This window comes from Actinokineospora globicatena (genome assembly GCF_024171945.1).
Lineage (GTDB): Bacteria > Actinomycetota > Actinomycetes > Mycobacteriales > Pseudonocardiaceae > Actinokineospora > Actinokineospora globicatena.
The window spans coordinates 442,356-462,976 of record NZ_JAMTCR010000002.1 but is presented as its reverse complement, the minus strand read 5'-3'; the positions used below and the strand labels follow the sequence as shown (position 1 = coordinate 462,976).

Below are 20,621 nucleotides of genomic sequence, written 5' to 3'. Positions count from 1 at the left end.
CGCGGAGGTCTGATGTTTGAGTGGACCCGGTGCGGGAGACGTGAGCGGTCATGACCACCCAGGAGAGTGCGCAGCCGGAGTTAAAGCGGGTCATCGGACCCGGGCTGCTGCTGCTGTTCGTCGTCGGCGACATCATCGGGACCGGGGTGTACGCGCTCACCGGCACCGTCGCGGGCAAGATCGGCGGCGCGCTGTGGCTGCCGTTCCTGCTGGCCTTCGCGGTGGCCTTCCTGACCGCGTTCAGCTACCTGGAGCTGGTCGGCAAGTACCCGAGGGCGGCGGGTGCCGCGCTCTACGCGAACCGCGCCTTCAAGGTCCAGTTCCTCACGTTCATGGTCGCCTTCGCGGTCATGTCCTCCGGGATCACCTCGGCCACGTCGGCGGCGCAGGCCTTCGGGAACACCTACCTCAAGAAGCTCATGGGTGACTCGCTCGTCATCCCTACCGTGTGGATCGCGGTCGGCTTCATCGTGCTCCTAGCGGCCATCAACTTCCGGGGTGTCGCCGAGTCCCTATGGGCCAACGTGGTTCTTACCGCGATCGAACTCTCCGGGCTGCTCATCATCATCGTGGTCGGCTTCTACGCGATCGGCTCCGGTCAGGGCGACCCCGGCAGGCTCACCGAGATCGACACGACCGGTCAGACCCCTCTTATCGCCATCAGTTCCGCGACCGCGTTGGCGTTCTTCGCGATGGTCGGCTTCGAGGACTCGGTGAACATGGCCGAGGAGTGCCGCGAACCCACGCGCATCTTCCCCAAGGCCATGCTGGTCGGCATGGGGATCGCCGCGGTGATCTACGTGCTGGTCGCGATCACCTCGTCCCTGCTGGTGCCCGCCGACGAGCTCGCCGGGGCCAAGAGCGACGCGTTGCTCAAGGTGCTCTCGGTCGGCGCGCCGGACTTCCCGCTCTGGGTGTTCGCGCTGATCGGGCTGCTCGCGGTCATCAACTCGGCGCTGATCAACATGCTGATGGCGAGCAGGCTCGTCTACGGCATGGCCAACGAGCGGATCATCCCGCGGCTGTTCGGCGCCGTGCACCCGTTGCGCCGCACGCCTTGGGTGTCGATCGTGTTCACCAGCGTCATCGCGATCGTGCTCGCGGCGACCGTGGACATCAACCTGCTCGGTGGCACTACCTCGCTGCTACTGCTGGTTGTTTTCACCGTCGTCAACGTCGCGGTCTTGGTGCTGCGCAAGGAGAAGGTCGACCACGACCACTTCAAGGCCCCGACAGCGCTACCGGTCATCGGCGCGATCGCGTGCGCCTACCTGGCCAGCCCGCTGTCGGGTCGCCCCGTTCGTGAGTACCTGATCGCCGCCATCCTGCTCGGGGTCGGCGTCGTGCTGTGGGGGGTGAACCGGCTGGTGGTCGGCCGGGTCCAGGTCGACCCCGAGAAGCTCAGCGCGTGAACTCGGCCAGTTCGACGGCGTCGTGCGCGGAGAAGGTCCGCACCTCGGCGCGGTGATCGCGGAGCATGGCCCGCAAGCGCTCCTGGTTGGCCTTGCGGGCCTTGTTCTCCACCGCCATCAGCGTCTGGAACACGCCCAACCCCGGCGGGCACGACGGCGACGGCGCCATCTCGGCCTTGTTGAAGTAGGAGTCCCCGGCGTGCAGCAGCCAGCCCTCGTCTGAGCGCACCGCGATACCGCAGTGTCCGCGCGTGTGGCCTTCCAGTGGCACCAAACGGAAGTCGTCGGACAGCCCCGTCAGACCCCGCACCGCCTCTAGGCCCATCCAGCGGTCGCCTCCGCCGCCCTCGTGGACCTCCCACTTGGGCCCGTGGGCCCAGTGCGCCTTCCGGTAGCGCTGACGCTCGCCGCCGGTCGCCGGGCTAAGAGCGGCACGCAACTCCGGCCCATAGACGTGCACACGCGCGTCGGGGAAGTCGGCCAAGCCGCCAGCGTGGTCGAGGTCGAGGTGGGTCAGGAGGATGTGCCGCACATCCGCCGGGTCGTACCCGAGCGCCTTGACCTGCCGCACCGCCGCCTGCGCGACGTCGAACACCGGCCGCACCAACGCCACGAACGGGCCCGGCAGCGTCTCCTTCGGCGTGGTCAGGTCCCGCACGCCGAACCCGGTGTCGACCAGCACGAGGCCGTCGTCGGACTCGGCGAGCAGCACGTGGCAGACCATGTGCGCGAACCGGAGCCGGCCGGGGGAGCCGTCGACGAACCCGCCGCCCGCCGGGTGCATCGAGCCGCAGTCCAAGTGGTGAACCCGCATGATCAGTTCCTCTTCAGCAGTGGTGCGAGCATGGTGGCGACCGCGCGCAGCGGTGCGACGTCGCGCTGGCTGCGCGCGACCAGTTGTGCGCCCTCGATGGCGGCGAGGATGGCGGTCGCGAGCGCGTCCGGCTCGGCGAGGCCGTGCCTGCCCAGGTGGGCGCTGATCACCCCGTGCCACGAGGTGAACGCGTCGGCGCAGGCTTGGCGCACCCGGTCGGAGCCGCCCGCGTCGTGCGCGACCGTCCCGATGGGACACCCGCGCTGGAAGTCGGAGTCGGCGAGCTCGGTGGCCAGCGTCTCGGTGATCACCGAGAGCGCGGTCGCCGGGTCCGGGGTCTCGGTGAACGCCACGTCCACCCAGCCGCACACCTCGGCGGCCGCCAGCGCCACCGCCTCGGCCGCCAGTTGTTCCTTGCCCTCGGGGAAGTGGAAGTAGAGCGAGCCCTTGGGCAGCTTGCCCTCGCTGATCACCTGGTTCACGCCGGTGCCGTGGTAGCCGCGGGTGCGGAACAGGTCGACCGCGGTCCGCAGGGTGCGGTCGCGGGTGTCGGTGCGTCGTGCCATGCGGCGAACTATACAGACCGGTCTAGTAACTGCCGAGGGTCACCATCCGCCGTAGGCTCCCGGCCATGGAGATCGAGATCCGCTCCGGCGGCACGAGGGCCGCCGTCACCACCGCGGGCGCCACCCTGCGCCTGTTCGAGGTCGACGGCGTCGCGTACCTGGAGACCTTCCCGGCGGGCGAGGCCCCGCCGATGGGCTCCGGTGCGGTCCTGGTGCCGTGGCCCAACCGGGTCGCGGGTGCCACCTGGACCCGCGGCGGTGTGACGCACGAGCTCGACGTCACCGAACCGGCCCGCGGCAACGCCAGCCACGGCCTGGTCCGGCGGGAGACCTGGGAGGTCGTCGACCAGGCAGCTGACAGCGCCACCCTCGCGGTCATCATCGACGGCCGCCCCGGCTGGCCGTTCCCGTTCCGCGCCACGATGACCTACGCCGTCGACGCCGCGGGCCTCACCGTCACCCACGGCGTGCAGAACCTCGGCACCGAGCCCATGCCCTTCGGCGTCGGCGCGCACCCGTACCCGCGCCCCGGCCGCGCCGAGGTCGACGACTGCGTGCTCACCCTGGCCGCCACCACGCACCTCCCGCTCGACCCCGAGCGCATGGTCCCGGCGGGCCCGGCCACCCCGATCGCCCGCTTCGCCCGGCTGGTCCGCGAGGTCACCCTGGACGACGCCTTCGGCGGCTGCGAACCCGGCGACGACGGCCGGGTCCACCACACCCTGCGCGGCAGCGCGGGCGGCGTCGACCTGTGGGCCGACCCGGTCTTCCGCTGGGTGCAGGTCTACACACCGGACTCGTTCCCCGGCCACGACGGCGGCGCGGTCGCCATCGAGCCGATGACCTGCCCACCGGACGCGCTGAACTCCGGCGTGGACCTGCTGACCGCCGAACCGGGGGAGACCTGGTCGGCGTCGTGGGGACTGCGCCCGCTGACCCGCTGATCACCGACTGATGGCGGAGTCTCGCTGACCAGGCGGTTCGCCGAGCCGGGGACGACCGGCGCGGCTAGGGTCTGCCGGGTGATCACAGCGGTTACCGGCGGCCATGTCGTCCCGATCGACGGTCCCCCGATCCCGGGCGGCACCGTCCTGTTCGACAACGGAAAGATCCTCGCGGTCGGCCCGGCGGACGAGGTGACCGTCCCCGACGGCGCCGAGGTCGTCGACGCGTCCGGCTCCTGGGTGCTGCCCGGCTTCGTCGAGGCGCACGGCCACCTCGGGGTGCACGAGGAGGCCGAGGGCTGGGCGGGCCAGGACACCAACGAGATGACCGACCCGAACACGGCCAGGGTCAAGGCGATCGACGCCATCAACCCGGCCGACGAGGGGTTCCGCGACGCGCTGGCCGGTGGGGTCACCTCGGTGGTGATCAAGCCGGGGTCCGGCAACGTCATCGGCGGCCAGACCGTCGCGGTGAAGTGCTGGGGCCGCACCGTCGACGAGATGCTGCTGCGCGACCCGGTGTCGATGAAGAGCGCGCTCGGCGAGAACCCCAAGCGGGTCTACGGGGACAAGAAGGTCATGCCGTCCACCCGGCTCGGCGTGGCCGCCATCATCCGCGAGGCGCTGACCAAGGCGCAGGACTACAAGGCCCGCCGCGACCACGCGCGCGCCGAGAACCAGCCCTTCGAGCGCGACCTGACCCACGAGGCGCTGGTCAGCGTGCTCGACGGCGACCTGCCGTGGTGCCAGCACGCGCACCGCGCCGACGACATCGCCACCGCGCTGCGGCTGGCCGACGAGTTCGGCTACCGGCTGGTGCTCAACCACGGCACCGAGGCGCACCTCATCGCCGACCTCATCGCCGAGCGCGACGTGCCGGTGGTCATCGGGCCGCTGTTCACCAGCCGGGTGAAGGTCGAGCTGCGCCAGCGCACCCTGCGCAACCCGGGCATCCTGGCCAGGGCCGGGGTGCGGATCGCGATCACCACCGACCACCCGGTGGTGCCGATCAACTTCCTGGTGCACCAGGTCACCCTGGCGGTCAAGGAGGGGCTGGACCCCGAGGTCGGGCTGCGGTCGATCACCGCCAACCCCGCCGAGATGATGGGCATCGGCGACCGGGTCGGCGCGCTGCGGCCGGGCCTCGACGCCGACGTCGTCATCTGGTCCGGTGACCCGCTCGACGTGATGAGCCGGGCGACCCGGGTGTTCGTCGACGGTCGCGAGGTCTACACCTTCAACGCCGAGACCGGCCTCGGCGAGACCAAGGACCCGTACTACCGGGGCTGAGCGGCGGCACCGGTCACCCTGGGGTGACCGGTGTCCACACGCGACTACTCGCGCAACGAGTCGGCGGTGATGATCTGGTCCACCGTGTTCTCCGGGTTTTGTCCACAAGCGTAGAGAACACGGGCCACCAGGTAGGGGTCGTCGGTGCGCCGCTTTTGCCCGTGCGTTTCATAGGCGCGCACCAACAATCCGCGCTGCTCCGGTTCTTTCAACGCCCAGAATGTGCGGCACGGCGTCGTGCCGTCCAGTTCCGCTGCCTCGGAGATCTGCAGGTACAGCGCGCGCCCGCCCAGGGTCAGGGCGATCGCGGCGACCGCCGCCCCCGCGCCGAGCAGCACCCGCTTCGAGGGCCTCGGGTCGCGCTTGGGCGCCTCCTCCTGCGGCGCGGGCGCCCCGGCCGCGGCCGCCAGCCCGGCCACCGCCTCGCGGAAGCCCTGGTCGTGCGCGAACTCGGAGTTGAGCAGGTCGACCAGGGTCCGCCGGTGCCCAGGCGCGTGCGGGTCGGCCTCGAACAGGTCGAACACCGCCGCCCGGCGGATCCGGCGTAATCGGCCGATGACGGCGTCGGAGAGGGTGTCGGCGGCCCGCCTGCTCGCCCCGTCAACGCGGTGGGTCACCAGCCTGGTCAGGATGTCGACGACGTGCTCGGCAAGGAGCGGCTGGCTCATTGATCACCCTCGTCCACGCGACCGGCAGTGTTTCCCCATGGAAACAGCATCGTCGACGGGGTGCACGACGTGATGGGCTCGTCCGAGCGGGTTTTCGCCGTTTTCCCACCCCGGCGCTTACGACCTGCCGGTTCGCCGCCGGGTGGCGGAATCAGTGACCACGCAGCTGCCGGGCGATGACCATCCGCTGGATCTGGTTGGTCCCTTCGAAGATTTGCGGGACTTTGGCCTCCCGCAGGTACCGCTCTACTGGGAAATCGCGGGTGTACCCGGCGCCGCCGAGCACCTGGACCGCGTCCGTGGTGACCCGCATCGCGGCGTCGGTGGCGACCAGCTTGGCGATCGAGGCCTGGCGCAGGAACGGCAGCCCGCGGTCGCGCCGCCGGGCCGCCTCCAGGTAGGTCGCCCGCGACGACTCGACCGCCGCGGCCATGTCGGCCAGCAGGAACTCGATGCCCTGGAACTCGATCACCGCCCGGCCGAACTGGCTGCGCTGCTTGGCGTAGGCCACCGCCTCGTCCAGCGCCGCCTGCGCCAACCCGACCGCGCACGCCGCGATGCCGAGGCGCCCGGAGTTCAGCGCGGTCAGCGCGATCTTGAAGCCCTGGCCCTCGGCGCCGAGCAGCCGGCCGGTGCCCACCCGCGCGTCCTCGAACCGCACCTGGGTGGTGGTCGAGCCGGTCAGACCCATCTTCTTCTCCGGCGCGCCGAACCCGAGACCGGGCGTGGCGGCGTCGACCAGCAGGCAGCTGATGCCCCTGCTGCCGTCGTCGGAGGTGCGGACCATGGTCGTGTAGAAGTCCGCCTGGCCGCCGTGGGTGATCCACGCCTTGGTGCCGTTGACCACGTAGTCGTCGCCGTCGGGGCGGGCCCGGGTGCTCAGCGCGGCGGCGTCGGACCCGGCCTGGCTCTCGGACAGGGCGTAGGCGCCGAGCAGGTCGCCGCCGAGCATGTCCGGCAGCCAGCGCGCCCGCTGCTCGTCGGTGCCGTGCTCGGCCAGCGCGTAGCAGGACATGGTGTGCACCGACAGGCCGACGCCGACCGACATCCAGGCGCTGGCGACCTCCTCCAGCACCTGCAGGTACACCTCGTAGGGCAGCGCGGAGCCACCCCACTTCTCCGGGTACGGCAGGCCGAGCAGGCCGCTGCGGCCCAGCAGCCGGAACTGCTCGCGCGGGAACCGGCCCAGCTCCTCGTGCTCGGCGGCCAGTGGCGCGAGCTCGTCGCGGGCGATCTCGCGGGTGAGCTTGAGCAGGTCCTCCGACTCCGTGTCGGGCAGCAGGCGCTCGGCAGGCATGGGTCCGGCCTCCGGTGATACCGAAATCAGTACTACAGGACGGCTAAGAGTACTGTTTCGCGGTCCGGGCTGTCGATACGCTGGAGGTATGACACGGCGGAACCCCACGGCGCGGCAGGCGGCACTCCTGGAGGAGTTGCTGGGCCTGTTCCTGGCCGAGGGTTTCGCCGACGCCACCCTGGACGACTTCGCCGCCCGGCTGCGCTGCTCCAAGTCCACGCTCTACGCGCTGGCGCCCAGCAAGGAGCAGTTAGCCCGCAAGGTCGTCGGCCACTTCTTCCGGTGCGCGACCGAACGCGTCGAGAAGCGCGTCGCACTCGCCGGTGACGCACGGGAGCGCATCGCCGCCTACCTCGAGGGCGCCGCGACCGAGATGGCGCTCGCGTCGCCGAAGTTCACCGCGGACGTGGCCGCTTTCGCACCCACACGGGCGGTCTACGAGCGCAACGCCAACGCCGCCGCCGAGCGCATCGGCGAGTTCATCCGCGAGGGGGTCACCGAGGGCCTGTTCCGCGACGTGCACGCCAACCTGGTCGCCGAGATGGCCGGGTGGATCATCGAGGGGATCCAGACCGGGGTGTTGGGCAAGCGCGCCAAGGTCTCCGACGGCGCCGCGTTCACCGCGCTGGCCGACCTGCTGCTCGTCGGCCTGAACCGGGTCCCGCCCGGCATCGATCCGGCGCGGGCCTGAGTTCGCCTGTGATACGTGTCCCAACCGTGCCCGCGGGTCCCGGCCACGGCTGTCCGTAATGCGCGCGGAGCACTAGCGTAGGAAGCTCAGGACCCCAATGGGGCGGTGCTGCGTGTGATCGCACCCGACCAGGGCCGTTCCGGCTCGGCCGTACCCGCCGCCCTGCCCGAGTGTGAGAGGTACTTGCATGCCCGACGGGACCGCTGTGCCCACCGGCACCGAGCAGACCGCCGCCCTCCGTTACCCCGGCGGCGAGCACGAGATGGCGATCGAGGCCGCAACCGAAGGCACATCAGGTGTCGACCTGGGCAAGCTGCTGGCCAAGACGGGTCTGGTCACCCTGGACCCCGGCTTCGTCAACACCGCTTCCTGCTCCTCGGCCATCACCTACATCGACGGCGACGCGGGCATCCTGCGCTACCGCGGCTACCCGATCGAACAGCTCGCCGAGCACTCGACCTTCAGCGAGGTCAGCTACCTGCTCATCTACGGCGAGCTGCCCAGCCAGGCCGAGCTCGACGACTTCACCCACAAGATCAGCAGGCACACGCTGCTGCACGAGGACCTCAAGCGGTTCTTCGACGGCTTCCCGCGCGACGCGCACCCGATGCCCGTGCTGTCCTCGGCGGTCTCGGCGCTGTCCACCTTCTACCAGGACAGCCTCAAGCCGTTCGACTCCCACCACGTGGAGATCTCCACGATCCGGCTGCTGGCGAAGCTGCCCACGATCGCGGCCTACGCCTACAAGAAGTCCGTCGGCCAGCCGTTCCTCTACCCGGACAACTCCCTTGGCCTGGTGGAGAACTTCCTGCGGATGACCTTCGGGTTCCCCGCCGAGAACTACGACCTGGACCCGGCCCTGGTCCGCGCGCTCGACCTGCTGTTCATCCTGCACGCCGACCACGAGCAGAACTGCTCCACCTCCACGGTGCGGCTCGTGGGTTCCTCTGAGGCCAACCTGTTCGCGAGCGTCTCCGCGGGCATCAACGCCTTGTTCGGCCCGTTGCACGGTGGCGCCAACAGCGCGGTCCTCGAGATGCTCGAAGGCATCCGCGACTCCGGCGGCGACGTCGACTCGTTCGTCAAGAAGGTCAAGAACAAGGAAGACGGGGTGAAGCTCATGGGCTTCGGTCACCGCGTCTACAAGAACTACGACCCGCGCGCCGCCATCATCAAGAAGACCGCGGACGAGATCCTCGGCAAGCTCGGCGGTGACGACTCGCTGCTGGACATCGCCAAGCAGCTCGAGGAGCACGCGCTCGCCGACGACTACTTCATCCAGCGCAAGCTCTACCCGAACGTGGACTTCTACACCGGCTTGATCTACCGCGCGATGGGCTTCCCCACCAAGTTCTTCACCGTCCTGTTCGCCCTGGGCCGACTCCCCGGCTGGATCGCCCACTGGCGCGAGATGATGAACGACCCGGCCACCAAGATCGGCCGCCCGCGCCAGGTCTACACCGGCCACACCGAGCGCGAGTACAAGTCGCTCACCGAGCGCTGACCCCAACTCCATGAAAGCGGCGTCGTCCCTGGGGCGGCGCCGCTTTGCTATTCACCGAAGGCGGGCCTGACCTGATCGGGTGGTGTTGTCCGGCAGGTGGGCCTGAGGGTGAGTAGCGTTGCGCGCCGTGGCTGAGTCGGTGGTGTGGTTTCGGCGTGATCTGCGGACTGGGGATCATCCGGCGTTGTTGGCGGCGGCGGAGCGGGGGTCGAGCGCCCTGGGGTTGTTCGTGCTCGACGAGCGGCTGACGGAGCCGTCGGGCGGGCCCCGGTTGGCGTTCATGTACCGGTGCTTGCGGGATCTCGACGAGCAACTCGGCGGCAGGCTGCTGGTGGTGCGCGGGGACCCGGTCGACGTGGTGCCGCGCGTGGTCCAGGCGGTGGGGGCCGGGTCGGTGCACGTGTCGGCGGACTTCGGTCCGTACGGGCGCGAGCGGGACGCCGCGGTGGAGAAGGCGCTGGAGGTCGACTTCGTGCGCACCGGGTCGCCGTACGCGGTGGCGCCGGGGCGGGTGACGAAGGCGGACGGCGAGCCGTACCGGGTGTTCACGCCGTACGGCCGCGCCTGGCTGGACCACGGGTGGCGCAAGCCCGCCGACACCGACGCGTCCACAGTGGACTGGGTGGACCCGTCCGACAAGGACGGTGGGCCGCGCCGGGTCAAGATCCCCGACGACCCGGCGGTGGCGGCGGAACTGCCCGCGGCGGGGGAGGAGGCCGCGCACGAGGTGTGGGCCGAGTTCGACGTCGAGCACTACAAACGCGACCGCGACCGGCCCGACGTCGACGGGACCAGCCGCATGTCGCCGTACCTGCGCTGGGGGTGCGTCCACCCGCGCACCCTGCTCGCCGACCTCGGTCACTCCGAAGGTGCCCAGACCTACCGCAACGAACTGGCGTGGCGCGACTTCTACGCCGACGTCCTGTGGCACCGCCCGGAAACCGCGCGCGAGAACTACAACCGCAAGTTCGACGCCATCACCCACGACACCGACGCCGCCGCCCAGGACCGCTTCGACGCCTGGTGCCGCGGCGAGACCGGCTACCCGATCGTCGACGCCGGGATGCGCCAGCTGCTGGCCGAGGGCTGGATGCACAACCGGGTCCGGATGATCGTCGCCAGCTTCCTGGTCAAGGACCTGCACGTCCCGTGGTGGTGGGGCGCCCGCCACTTCATGCGCCACCTCGTCGACGGCGACCTCGCCTCGAACCAGCACGGCTGGCAGTGGACCGCGGGCTCCGGCACTGACGCCGCCCCCTACTTCCGCGTCTTCAACCCCACCACCCAAGGCGAGAAGTTCGACCCCACCGGCGACTACGTCCGCCGCTACATCCCCGAACTCCGCGACGTCCCCGGCAAAAAAGCCCACCAACCCCCCGACGTCAAGGACTACCCCGCCCCCATCGTCGACCACAAACACGAACGCGAAGTAGCCCTGGAGCGCTACGGCAAAATCAAGTGACCCGGCACTAGCCGCAAGAGCTAGTGCCGACCCAGGATGAGGTCTTCGATGTGGTCGAAGATGTCGGTGTTGGTTTCCTGGTGCCAGGTGGGGAGTGAGGCCCAGTCGGCGGTGGTGGGGGAGTCCAGGTGTTTGTGCACCTGTGCCAACCAGCACAGGTGCACGAACTGTCCCTTCTGGACTCGACTCAACCGGTCCGTGCCACCGGCTTCGACGAAGGCGCGCACCATCTCGTACACCGCCGTGGTGCTGGCGCGTTCCCAGGCGGGCATGTCCACCCACGATCGCGCCTGCCCCGAGCCCGGAGCGTGCCGCTGCACGCCATCCACCCACGCTCGCAGGTAGACCTGCCCGCCCTCGATCACGGTGCCCCCTTGCGAAGTGCGTCGCGCAGTGGAAGTCGGGGCCCCGTGCGCAGGACGGCCTTGGCGTAGATGCGGCCCGCCAGCCAGGTGAGGGCCGCGACGGAGGTCAGCATCAGCACGATGGCGACCACCACCTCCCACGCCGTGGCCGTCCCCAGTGCCAAGCGGCCCGGGAGCAGGATCGGGGCGAACGGTGGCAGCACCGAGAGGACTGCCGTCGCGCTGGAGTTGGGGAGGCGGGCGAGGAGGCCGAAGCCGAGGACGAAGGCCAGCACCAGGACCGAGGTGATCGGCAGCAGAACAGACTGGGTCTCCTCCTGCCGCGACACGAGAGATCCCGCCGCCGCGAAGACCGTGGCGTAGAACAGGTAGCCGAGCAGGTACCAGAGAAGTCCCCACAGCAGCGTGCCCAGGGCCACCCCCGGGATCGTCAGCACGTCCGTCACCGCCGCCAGCACGACGCCGACCCCGCCGACCACGGTCAGTTGCGCCAAGCCCACCAAGCCAAGGCCGACGACCTTGCCCGCGAGCAGTTCCCACGGCCGCACGGTGGCGAGCAGGACCTCCACGACCCGGCTGGACTTCTCCTCCACGACCCCCTGGGCGACCATCGTCCCGTACAGCAGCAGCGACAGGTACAGCAGCGCGACGATCACCAGCGCCAACGCGAGGCGCTGGTCGTGGGTCGGGTCCGGGGCACGCAGGGAGCGCACGTCCACCGTGGCGTCAGCGACCGTGGCCAGGACCTGGTCCGGGTCGAGCTCCTCGACGGCGGCGAGCTGGGCGCGCAGGACCTCGCTCTGCACCAGGGTGTTCAGCGCGCGGCGCAGGTTCTCGTCCAGCGACTCGTCGACCACCACGTGCAGGGCGGCCGGGGTGCCGGTGACCAGGGCGTCGAGTTCGCCGTCGGTGATGGCGGACTCGCCGGTGGCCGGGTCGCGGACGGTGCTGATCCGCACCTCGAAGCCGCGCGAGCGGGCCTCCTCGGTCAGCGGGGCGGAGATCGCCGTCGCCTGGCCGGACAGCCCAACCCTGGTGACCCGCTCGCCGCCGAACAGGGTGCTCTGCAGCAGCACGAAGCCGATCAGCACGGCGATCGACACCGCGGTCCCGACCAGGAACGACTTGGCGCGCAGCCGGGTGCGCAGCTCGCGCCTGGCGACCAGCCACACCGTGTGCCCCGGGCTCACCGGACCCCCACCACGTCGCGGTACAGCTCGGCCAGCGTCGGGTGCTGGTGGGTGAAGCCGCGCACCGGGCCGGTGGCCAGCGCGGCGGCGAGGATCGGCTGGTCGTCGGTGCCGGGGGCGACGCGCAGCCTGGTCTGTCCGTTGTGGACGCCAAGCACGGTGACCCCGGGCAGCCCCGCGGCCCACCCGGCCGGGGCGGCTGGCGCGTCGACCACCAGGGTGCTGCCGGTGCCCGCGCGCAGCTGCTCGACCGTCCCGCTGGCCACCACCCGGCCCGCGGTGATGATCCCGACCCGGTCGCACAGCCGCTCGACCAGGTCGAGCTGGTGGCTGGAGAACACCACCGGCACCCCGGCCGCCGCCTGCTCGCGCAGCACCTCCACCAGGACGTCCACCGCGAGCGGGTCCAGCCCGGAGAACGGCTCGTCGAGCACCAGCACCAGCGGGTCGTGCACCAGGGCCGCCGCCAGTTGCACGCGCTGCTGGTTGCCCAGGCTCAGCCGCTGCACCTCGGTGTCACGGTGGCCGCGCAGCCCCAGCCGGGCGATCCAGTGTTCGGCCGCCCGGTGTGCGGCGTTCGTGTCCGCGCCGTGCAGCTCGGCGAGGTAGACGAGCTGGTCGAGCACCCGCATCCGCGGGTAGAGGCCGCGCTCCTCGGGCAGGTAGCCGAACCGGCGGCGCGCGGCGTGGTCGACCGGGGCGCCGCGGAAGCGGACCTCGCCCGCGTCGGGGGCCAGCACGCCGAGCACGATGCGCATGGTGGTGGTCTTACCAGCACCGTTGCCGCCGACGAAGCCGAACAGCTCACCCGCGCCGACGTCGAAGGACACCCGGTCGCAGGCGAGCACGTCGCCGTAGCGCTTGGTGACCCCGTCGACCTGGAGCATCGCCCACCTCCCGACCCCCAGTATCCCGGGTCGGCCGCCGCCGGTTACCCGCTGGTCGGGTGCGCCTGCAAACGAGTTGGCCGATTGGCGCCCGGCGCGGAACCGAACGCGCGATGCTCCGTCCAACGACAGGCGGATGCTCCAGGCAGGACCAGGGAAGTGGTGTGGCGATGAACCCTGAACAGTGGCTCGCGCAGTACGACGAGACGCTGCAGCGGACCGCGGCCAGCGCGCAGAAGGCGGAGAAGGCGCTGCGGGAGGTGGGGGGCAGCGCGACGTCGGCCGATGGCGATGTCACCGTCCGGGTGTCCGCCGCCGGGGTCACCACGGACCTGGTGCTGCGGCCGGGCGTGCGCGAACTGGAGCCGGAGCAGCTGGCCAGGGTGATCCTGGAGGTCACCAGGCAGGCGCAGCGGGACGCGGGCGCCAGGGTGGTCGCGGCGATGGAGGAGCTGGTCGGGGACTCGTCGGCGCTCGACGTGGTCAAGTCCTTCCTGCCGCAGGGCTACTCGGGTGACGCCGCGGACGGGCCGGTGGCCGCCAAGCCGCGCGCCAAGCGCTCCGACGACGACTACTTCGACAACCCCCCCGAAGTCGTGCACTAGACCTCAAGGCGGATTCCATGGGTACAGGGTTCAACGTCAACGTGGCGGAGATGCGCGCGCACGCGAGCACCGTCGCGACCTGCGCCGCGCAGGTGCAGTCGGCGACCGGGGCGACGCAGTCGATCTCGGGCGCCGCGTACGGGATGATCGGCCAGTTCTTCGCCACCGCGATCATGGCCGCCTGCGGGGACGTCCTGCAGGGCATCCAGAAGGTGGCGACCGCGATGGACGACGTCCGTAAGGGGCTCGAGGACGTCGCCCGCGACTACGAGCGCATCGACCTGGGCAACGCGGCGACTTTCGGCGGGAGGCTGTAAGTGACCACCACGAGCACGACCACGGCTGGGCAGTCCACCGGCGGGCAGGCGGCCACGGCGCTCAACAACGACATCAAGGGCGCCAAGTCGGCCATCGAGCGCGGTGACTGGCTCGACGCGGGCCTGCAGATCACCAACGTCGCGATGGACGTCATCAACATCGCGGGCGACCCGCTCGGCGCGTGCGCGAGCGCGGGCTTCGGCTGGATCATCAACCACATCAAGTTCCTCAAGGAGCCGTTCGACAAGCTCCTCGGCGACGCGAACTCGATCATCAACAGCGCCCAGGGCTGGGTGAGGGCGGGCGACCAGCTGATCGGGTCCGCGCAGAAGTACCGCGAGGCCGTGCGCAGCCAGACCTGCAACTGGCAGGGCTCCGCCGGTGACGCCTACCGCCGCGCCGCCGCGACCCAGGCCGAGGGGCTCGACGCGCTCGCCGAGGTCAGCAAGGGCGTCGGCAAGGCCATCGACGGCGCGGGCAAGCTGCTCGCCGAGGTGCGCAAGGCCGTGCTGGACTTCATCAACCAGTGCGTGCAGAAGGTCATCCAGATCATCATCGAGGCGCTGGCCAAGGCCTGGCTGAGCTTCGGCGCCAGCATCGCCGAGGGCATCGCCCGCTCGGTGGCGCAGGCGGTGCAGACCGCGCAGAAGATCCTCAGCAAGGTGCAGAAGTTCGTCTCCTCGCTGCAGAAGATCATGCAGACGGTGCAGAAGATCGTCGCGCTGGCCAAGGCCGTCAAGCAGCTGCTGGCGACCATCGGCGGCAAGGCGAACACCTCGCCGAGCGCGACCACCACCCAGGCCCCCACGGTCAACACCAACACGCTGACCTCGGCTGCCGGGTCGAACTACACCAACCCCAACGGCGTCACCAACAACGCCAACTACGGCCAGGGCGCGGTACCGGGCTACGGCGGCTACCAGCCGCTGCCGGGGTCGACCACGAACGCGGCCAACTACGGCCAGGGCGCCGTGCCGGGCTACGGGGGCTACCAGCAGCCCTCCGGAACCCCGACCGGCCAACCCACCTACGGCCAGTCGGCAGGCAACCCGAACTACGGCGGCTACCAGCAGCTCCCCGGCGGTGTGCAGCGCCAGCCCGGCACGTACACCCCCAGCACGCTGCCCGGCCACACGTCCGAGGTGAAGCTGCCCACCGGCTCCACCGGGACCCCCAACTGGGGCCCGAGCGGCCCGCCGCCCACCGCCGGCGCCCCGGCGTCCCTGGTCGACCGGGCCCGCTGGATCGGCGCGGCGGTCGAGGTCCTGATCAACCACGGGGTGGACCCCGCCAAGATCAACCCCGAGCAGATCGCCCAGATCGTCGACCGCACCTCCGGCGGCAACCCGCACGCGGTCAACCTGCAGGACCCCAACGCCGCCAACGGGTTCCCGCCCAAGGGCATCTGCCAGCTGCCGGACCCGGTGTTCGACCAGCACAAGATCCCCGGCTACGACGACATCTGGAAGCCCGTCGACAACATGCTCGCCGGTGTCCGCTACTTCCTGGCCGAGTGGGGCTCCCTACTCGACGCCCTCCAGGGCGCCTTCGGCCAACAGGGCCCCGCGGTGATCACCCAGCACTAGCGGTCTCCCCACAGACGAACCGCCGCCGCCCGTGCCCGGGCGGCGGCGGTTCTTTCTTTCGGGCAGCCGGTCAAGTCCGTTGTGGACAGTTTGCCTCGGCCCTGGACCCGGTGGCTCTTTCTTGCGGCAGCAACCGAAGCATGCTCGCGTGACTGTCTGTTGTAGACCTTCTCGCCCGCCTCGACCCGGGCTTCCACGCCCTCGCGGCCACCGTTCCGGAGGCCGCCCCCGTGAACCCGGGCCCCCACCCTGTCCCGGGGGGCGTCCCCAGGCCCAGTCTACAGGGACCCCCTCCCCCGAAGGGGTGACGGCAAAAAACTGTGGATAACTCGGGCCCTTGTGGATAACTGCCGCTGCTGGGCAACCGCCGCTGCCGGACACCGCCACGCTGGGCAACTGCCCGTGCTGGGCAACCGCCGTGCTGGACTGCTGCCGCTGGTCAGTCGCCCTTTCTTGACCGCCGCCGTTGCTTGACCGCTGCCGTTACTGGGGGACGAGGCCGCGGAGGGTGCGGGTCACCAGGTCGGTGACGGCGGGGCGGGCGGTTTCGGCGTCGCGGGTCACCAGGGCGATGCGGGTGCGGCGGTGGAGGACGTCGTCGGGGGTGAGGGCGCCTTCGTGGCGGACGGACCAGATCACTTCGGCGGCGGTGATGCCCGCGGCGATCTCGCGGCCGAGGTCCGGGTCGAGCAGGCCCATCGCGGCGATGGTGGGTGCCTCGGTCCCGTAGCGCTCGACCAGGCGGCGGGGGGCGTCTAGTGTGGACAGTCGGGTGCGGGGCGCGGCGCCGACCAGGGGCAGGGTGCGGGTCCGGGATGGTCCGGCGGACAGGCCCGCGAGGTCGGTGGCGGCGTCGACGGCGTCGGCGGCCATGCGGCGGTAGGTGGTGAGCTTGCCGCCGACCACCGTGACGACCTTGCCCTCCGTCAGCACCGCGTGGTGGCGGGACAGGTCCGCGCTGCGCCCGGCCGCGCTCGGCAGGTCGACCAGCGGCCGCAGCCCGGCGAACGAACCCAGGACGTCCGCGCGGGTCAACCGCCGTTCCAGCACCGATGAGGCGACGTCGAGCAAGAAGTCCACATCGGACTCGGGAACCGTTGGCACGTCCGGGATCTCGTCGACCGGCTCATCGGTCAGTCCGATGTAGACGCGACCGTCGTCCTGCGGCAGCACGAGGGCGAACCGGCCGAACGACCCGGGGATCGGCACCGTCAGCGACGTCGCACCGCAGCCGACCGCGCCCGCGTCGACCACCAGGTGCGACCCGCGCGAGGGCCGCAGCCGCACCGAGGGCATGAGCGTGCCCGCCCACACCCCGGTCGCGTTGACCACGACCCGGGACCGGACCAGGGTCACCTCCCCGGTCAGACCGTCCACGACCTCGACGGAGTCCGGTGCCACGCCGGTCACCTTGGCCCTGGTGATGATCCGCGCGCCGAGACCCGCCGCCGTCCTGGCCAGCGCGACGACCAAGCGGGCGTCATCCGTGAGCTGACCGTCGAAGGACAACAGGCCGCCGCGCAGACCGGCCGCGCGCAGGCCGGGGGCCAGGGCCCGTGCCTCGGCGGCCGAGACCCGGCGCGGGCTGGGCAGCAGGTCGGTCGGGGTGCGGGTGGCGCGGCGCAGGCCGTCCCCGGCGACCAGGCCGGTGTACGCCAGCGCGGCGTCGCGCCCGGAGACCGGCGGGTGCAGCGGGATGAGCTGGGGCAGCGTGCGGGTCAGGTGCGGCGCGGTGGTGGTCATCAGCACGCCGCGCTCCACGGCGCTCTCGTGCGCCAGCCCGACATCGCCCTTTGCGAGGTAGCGCAGGCCGCCGTGCACGAGCTTGCTCGACCAGCGGGAGGTCCCGAACGCCAGGTCCTCGGCCTCGACCAGGGCGACGGACAGCCCGCGCGCGGCCGCGTCGAGCGCGACCCCCGCGCCGGTGACCCCGCCACCGATGACCAGGACGTCGACGACCTCGCCCGCGGTGATGGCGGCCAGGTCGGCCGCGCGGCGTTCGGCGTTCAGGGAGGACGTGCTCATGTCGGCTCCGGTCTCAGGCTGGCGTCGAGCAGGTGGGCCAGCTCGCCGAACAGGGCGGCTGGGTCGATGTCGGTGGTGGCCGGGCCGTGCGAGAGCACGAAGGACTGCACGACCAGCAGCAGGGCGCGCGCCTGCACCGCCGGGTCACCCGCGCGCACCGAACCGTCCTCGTGGCCCGCGAGCAGCTGCGCCAATAAGAACTGCTCGGCGATGTGCTGGGTGCTGCCCAGCCGCTGCACCACGTACGGCAGCACGAGTTCGCCGTCGCGGTCCAGGACGCTGCGCATCAGCGGGTCGGCGACGATCGCGCGCGCCCCGGCGACCGCGCCCGCGACCAGCCGGGCCCTGGCGTGCGAGCCGTCGGCCGAGCCGTTGGTGCGGGCGAGCAGCGCGCCGAACTCGCGGGTCATCAGAGCCCCGAGCAGGCTGCGCACGTCCGGGAACCGCCGGTACAGCGTCATCCGGCTCACGCCCGCACCCCGCGCGACGTCGGTCAACGTCGTGCGGCGCACCCCCCTTGCGAGCACGCAGTCGCGCGCGGCGTCCAAGAGGACGTCGTCGTCCACCCGACTGGGCGAAGGCATGTGACGTTTCAACGTCATGTGTCACACTCTATTCGTGAACGTGCCTGTGGACCACCTCGACCACCGGGTCCGCGGCGGCTGGACCCCCTCCGGTGCCGCCGACGCCGCGCTGCCCGCGCACGCGAGCAGGTGGTTGAGCGCGAGAACCGGGCTGACCCCCGTGGACACTCCCGTCGCGCCTGACTCCGGCCTGCCGGTGCCCGAGTCGGGGCTGCCCGCGCTGGTGCGGACCGTCCTGGCCGACATTGTCGGGGCAGCGCACGTGCTGGTCGAGCGCGAGGACCGGCTCGGCCGCGCGGGCGGTCTGTCCTATGTGGACCTCTTGGCCCGGCGCGGTGCCGGTGAGCTGCCCGTACCCGACGCGGTGGTGGTTCCCGGCGACCCGGACGAGGTGCGCGAGGTCGTCAGTGCTTGCGCGTCACACGGCGTCGGGATCGTCCCCTTCGGCGGCGGCACGTCCGTCGTCGGCGGGGTTTCCGCGCTGCGCGGGGACAAGGTCGCGGTGGTCGTGCTCGACCTCGCGCGGCTGGACAAGCTCGTGTCGGTCGACCCGGTCTCGCGGCTCGCGGTGTTCCAGGCCGGGGTCGTGGCACCGGAAGCGGAGCGCATGCTCGCCGCGCACGGGCTGACCCTCGGGCACTTCCCGCAGTCCTACGAGCGGGCGACCCTGGGCGGGTTCGCCGCGACCAGGTCCTCCGGCCAGGCCTCCGCGGGCTACGGGCGCTTCGAGGACATGGTCGAGGGCGTCCGGCTGGCCACTCCGCGCGGCGACTGGCGGCTGGGTGTCTCACCCGCCTCGGCCGCCGGGCCGGACCTGCGGCAACTCGCGATCGGCAGCGAGGGCCTGTTCGGCGTGATCACCGAGGTCACTGTCCGGGTGCGGCCCGCGCCCGCGTGGGAGCGGTACGAGGGGTTCGTCGTCGACGGCTTCGCCGCGGGCGCGGAGATCGTCCGGGCGCTGGCCCAGGGCGGCGTGCTCGGCACGGTCACCCGGCTGTCGGACCCGCAGGAGACCGAGGTCGCGCTGACCCTGTCCGGTGGCTGGAAGTCGGCGGCGGTGCGGGGCTACCTGAGGGCGCGCGGCGTCGCGGAACCCAGTCTGCTGGTCATCGGGTGGGAGGGCGCGACCAAGGACGAGCTGCTGACCCGCCGCCGGGCGACGTTGCGGCTGGTGGGCGAGGCTGTGCGGCTCGGCGTGCGCGCGGGGGAGCGGTGGCGGCACGGGCGGTTCTCCGGGCCCCGGCAGCGGGACGCGCTGATGGACGTCGGGATGTGCGTCGAGACCCTGGAGACGGCGACGTACTGGTCGAAGCTGGGGGACCTGCGCGAGGCCGTACGGGAGGCCTTGCTGCGGTCACTCACCACGGACGGTCGGCGACCCATCGTCGCTTGCCACATCTCGCACTCTTACGAGACCGGCGCCTCGCTGTACTTCACCACTCTTGTCCCGCGCGACACGGACGACCCGGTAGGCCAGTGGCGCCGCGCGAAGCAGGCGGCCAGTGAGGCCATCGTGGGTCTAGGCACCATCACGCACCACCACGCCGTGGGTGTCGACCACGCCCCTTACCTTGCCTCGGAGATCGGGCCTCTAGGCGTAGACGTGCTGCGTGCGATCAAGGCAGAACTGGACCCGTCGGGTGTGCTGAACCCGGAGAAGCTGGTTTGACCCGCCGCACCACCCCCAACCCCAACCCGGCGATCAGACCCCCGAAGAACAGGAACACGGCGTACTCCCCGCGATTGCCGATCGCCCGCTCACACATGTCGACGTACTGCACAACCTCGGCCCGCTCCGGCTTGCCCAGCCCCTCAGCCAGCGCACCGCTCTCCACCCCGCCGAAGGTGTTTCCGCAGCTCACCGACCCGTTGTTAGCCGGATGCGCGACACTGACCGGCACGATCGCCAGCACCAACCCGGTGACAAGCGCCAACACCGCCAACACCCCCGCGAACCCCCGCGGCGTCAGGGTGATCTGGGCCAACGGATCCGCCTGCTCGCTCATGCCGTGGAGCTTCGCCCATGCCCACCCGTCGCGGCTAGCCCCAGCGGGCGGGCATGGGCGAGAAAACGGCCCCGGCCGAGACCTACGATCGCACCAGCGGGAGATCCAAGAACAGGACACAAGCGACCAAGGCGGTCACGGCCGCTGCTGCGGTCAGCGGCTGAACCCACTGGGCTCGGCGGTGACAAACCCACGCGACCACTACGAAAGCCAGACCGAGTACAAGTAGACGCCAGTCGACCACGAGATCCCCTCTCGGACGTCCTCGAACGTTCTCGAACAGAGTATCGTGATGTGATCATCGCAGCAACGACGAGGGGACGTGGGGAACGTGGCCGCTGAAGACGACCGATCGCCGGGTGTGTCGCGCTTGCTCCGCGAACTGCGGGAGTTGTACCTGCGCGCGG

At 71.1% G+C, this 20,621-nt stretch carries 20 protein-coding genes; 10 read left to right on the top strand and 10 right to left on the bottom strand.

Annotated elements, in window-relative coordinates:
* Positions 1-50 precede the first annotated feature (50 nt).
* A complete protein-coding gene (locus LV79_RS02170; protein WP_253831501.1) occupies positions 51-1,412 on the top strand; it encodes an APC family permease in 1,362 nt (453 codons plus the stop codon).
* Here LV79_RS02170 and LV79_RS02165 read toward each other — a convergent pair.
* Both LV79_RS02165 and LV79_RS02160 read right to left on the bottom strand, forming a co-directional pair.
* The gene (locus LV79_RS02165) at positions 1,402-2,226 is read right to left on the bottom strand and encodes an MBL fold metallo-hydrolase (RefSeq protein WP_253831500.1); all 825 of its coding nucleotides are present in this window, start codon (positions 2,224-2,226) and stop codon (positions 1,402-1,404) included. The genes LV79_RS02170 and LV79_RS02165 overlap by 11 nt on opposite strands.
* Before the next feature lie 2 nt (positions 2,227-2,228).
* Positions 2,229-2,792 (bottom strand): TetR/AcrR family transcriptional regulator, encoded by a 564-nt coding sequence (locus LV79_RS02160; RefSeq protein WP_253831499.1) that lies wholly within the window; start codon positions 2,790-2,792, stop codon positions 2,229-2,231.
* 65 nt (positions 2,793-2,857) lie between these two features.
* Here LV79_RS02160 and LV79_RS02155 point away from each other — a divergent pair, with 65 nt between their 5' ends.
* Complete coding sequence (locus LV79_RS02155; protein WP_253831498.1) at positions 2,858-3,736, top strand: aldose 1-epimerase family protein; 879 nt, start codon at positions 2,858-2,860, stop codon at positions 3,734-3,736.
* 78 nt (positions 3,737-3,814) lie between these two features.
* The gene (locus LV79_RS02150) at positions 3,815-5,026 is read left to right on the top strand and encodes an amidohydrolase (RefSeq protein WP_253831497.1); all 1,212 of its coding nucleotides are present in this window, start codon (positions 3,815-3,817) and stop codon (positions 5,024-5,026) included.
* A 44-nt stretch (positions 5,027-5,070) separates the two neighbouring features.
* Here the strand turns inward: LV79_RS02150 and LV79_RS02145 are convergent, their stop codons facing one another.
* Both LV79_RS02145 and LV79_RS02140 read right to left on the bottom strand, forming a co-directional pair.
* Positions 5,071-5,694: a hypothetical protein gene (locus LV79_RS02145; RefSeq protein ID WP_253831496.1), complete on the bottom strand. Its 624-nt coding sequence runs from the start codon at positions 5,692-5,694 to the stop codon at positions 5,071-5,073.
* A 151-nt stretch (positions 5,695-5,845) separates the two neighbouring features.
* The gene (locus LV79_RS02140; RefSeq protein WP_253831495.1) at positions 5,846-6,991 is read right to left on the bottom strand and encodes an acyl-CoA dehydrogenase family protein; all 1,146 of its coding nucleotides are present in this window, start codon (positions 6,989-6,991) and stop codon (positions 5,846-5,848) included.
* 88 nt (positions 6,992-7,079) lie between these two features.
* On the opposite strand from LV79_RS02140, the gene LV79_RS02135 reads away from it, so the two are divergent.
* From LV79_RS02135 to LV79_RS02125, 3 genes are all read left to right on the top strand, one after another.
* Entirely contained in the window at positions 7,080-7,682 is a 603-nt protein-coding gene (locus LV79_RS02135) for a TetR/AcrR family transcriptional regulator (protein ID WP_253831494.1), read from the top strand.
* 187 nt (positions 7,683-7,869) lie between these two features.
* The gene (locus LV79_RS02130) at positions 7,870-9,186 is read left to right on the top strand and encodes a citrate synthase (RefSeq protein WP_253831493.1); all 1,317 of its coding nucleotides are present in this window, start codon (positions 7,870-7,872) and stop codon (positions 9,184-9,186) included.
* Between the two features lie 118 nt (positions 9,187-9,304).
* The gene (locus tag LV79_RS02125) at positions 9,305-10,648 is read left to right on the top strand and encodes a cryptochrome/photolyase family protein (protein WP_301320380.1); all 1,344 of its coding nucleotides are present in this window, start codon (positions 9,305-9,307) and stop codon (positions 10,646-10,648) included.
* Between the two features lie 20 nt (positions 10,649-10,668).
* On the opposite strand, the gene LV79_RS02120 is transcribed toward LV79_RS02125, so the two are convergent.
* From LV79_RS02120 to LV79_RS02110, 3 genes are read right to left on the bottom strand one after another with little or no spacing between them, the layout of a single operon-like run.
* Positions 10,669-11,013, bottom strand: a complete 345-nt coding sequence (locus tag LV79_RS02120; RefSeq protein WP_253831491.1) for a hypothetical protein — start codon at positions 11,011-11,013, stop codon at positions 10,669-10,671.
* Entirely contained in the window at positions 11,010-12,203 is a 1,194-nt protein-coding gene (locus LV79_RS02115) for an ABC transporter permease (protein WP_253831490.1), read from the bottom strand. The genes LV79_RS02120 and LV79_RS02115 overlap by 4 nt, the downstream gene beginning before the upstream one ends.
* Complete coding sequence (locus LV79_RS02110; protein ID WP_253831489.1) at positions 12,200-13,090, bottom strand: ABC transporter ATP-binding protein; 891 nt, start codon at positions 13,088-13,090, stop codon at positions 12,200-12,202. Before LV79_RS02110 ends, LV79_RS02115 begins: the two co-directional genes overlap by 4 nt.
* Positions 13,091-13,260: 170 nt before the next feature.
* Here LV79_RS02110 and LV79_RS02105 point away from each other — a divergent pair, with 170 nt between their 5' ends.
* Genes LV79_RS02105 through LV79_RS02095 form a run of 3 tightly spaced genes read left to right on the top strand, consistent with a single transcriptional unit; the run spans position 13,261 to position 15,599 of the window.
* Entirely contained in the window at positions 13,261-13,695 is a 435-nt protein-coding gene (locus LV79_RS02105) for a YbaB/EbfC family nucleoid-associated protein (RefSeq protein ID WP_253831488.1), read from the top strand.
* Positions 13,696-13,712: 17 nt separating this feature from the next.
* Positions 13,713-14,012, top strand: a complete 300-nt coding sequence (locus LV79_RS02100; RefSeq protein WP_253831487.1) for a type VII secretion target — start codon at positions 13,713-13,715, stop codon at positions 14,010-14,012.
* Entirely contained in the window at positions 14,013-15,599 is a 1,587-nt protein-coding gene (locus LV79_RS02095) for a lysozyme family protein (protein WP_253831486.1), read from the top strand.
* 483 nt (positions 15,600-16,082) lie between these two features.
* On the opposite strand, the gene LV79_RS02090 is transcribed toward LV79_RS02095, so the two are convergent.
* Complete coding sequence (locus tag LV79_RS02090; RefSeq protein WP_253831485.1) at positions 16,083-17,624, bottom strand: glycerol-3-phosphate dehydrogenase/oxidase; 1,542 nt, start codon at positions 17,622-17,624, stop codon at positions 16,083-16,085.
* The gene (locus LV79_RS02085) at positions 17,621-18,226 is read right to left on the bottom strand and encodes a TetR/AcrR family transcriptional regulator (RefSeq protein WP_253831484.1); all 606 of its coding nucleotides are present in this window, start codon (positions 18,224-18,226) and stop codon (positions 17,621-17,623) included. The genes LV79_RS02090 and LV79_RS02085 overlap by 4 nt, the downstream gene beginning before the upstream one ends.
* On the opposite strand from LV79_RS02085, the gene LV79_RS02080 reads away from it, so the two are divergent.
* Positions 18,225-19,877, top strand: coding sequence for an FAD-binding oxidoreductase (locus LV79_RS02080; protein WP_253831483.1), 1,653 nt, complete (start codon positions 18,225-18,227; stop codon positions 19,875-19,877). The genes LV79_RS02085 and LV79_RS02080 overlap by 2 nt on opposite strands.
* On the opposite strand, the gene LV79_RS02075 is transcribed toward LV79_RS02080, so the two are convergent.
* Positions 19,825-20,214 (bottom strand): hypothetical protein, encoded by a 390-nt coding sequence (locus tag LV79_RS02075; protein WP_253831482.1) that lies wholly within the window; start codon positions 20,212-20,214, stop codon positions 19,825-19,827. The two genes, LV79_RS02080 and LV79_RS02075, sit on opposite strands and share 53 nt — an antisense overlap.
* Positions 20,215-20,621 lie beyond the last annotated feature (407 nt).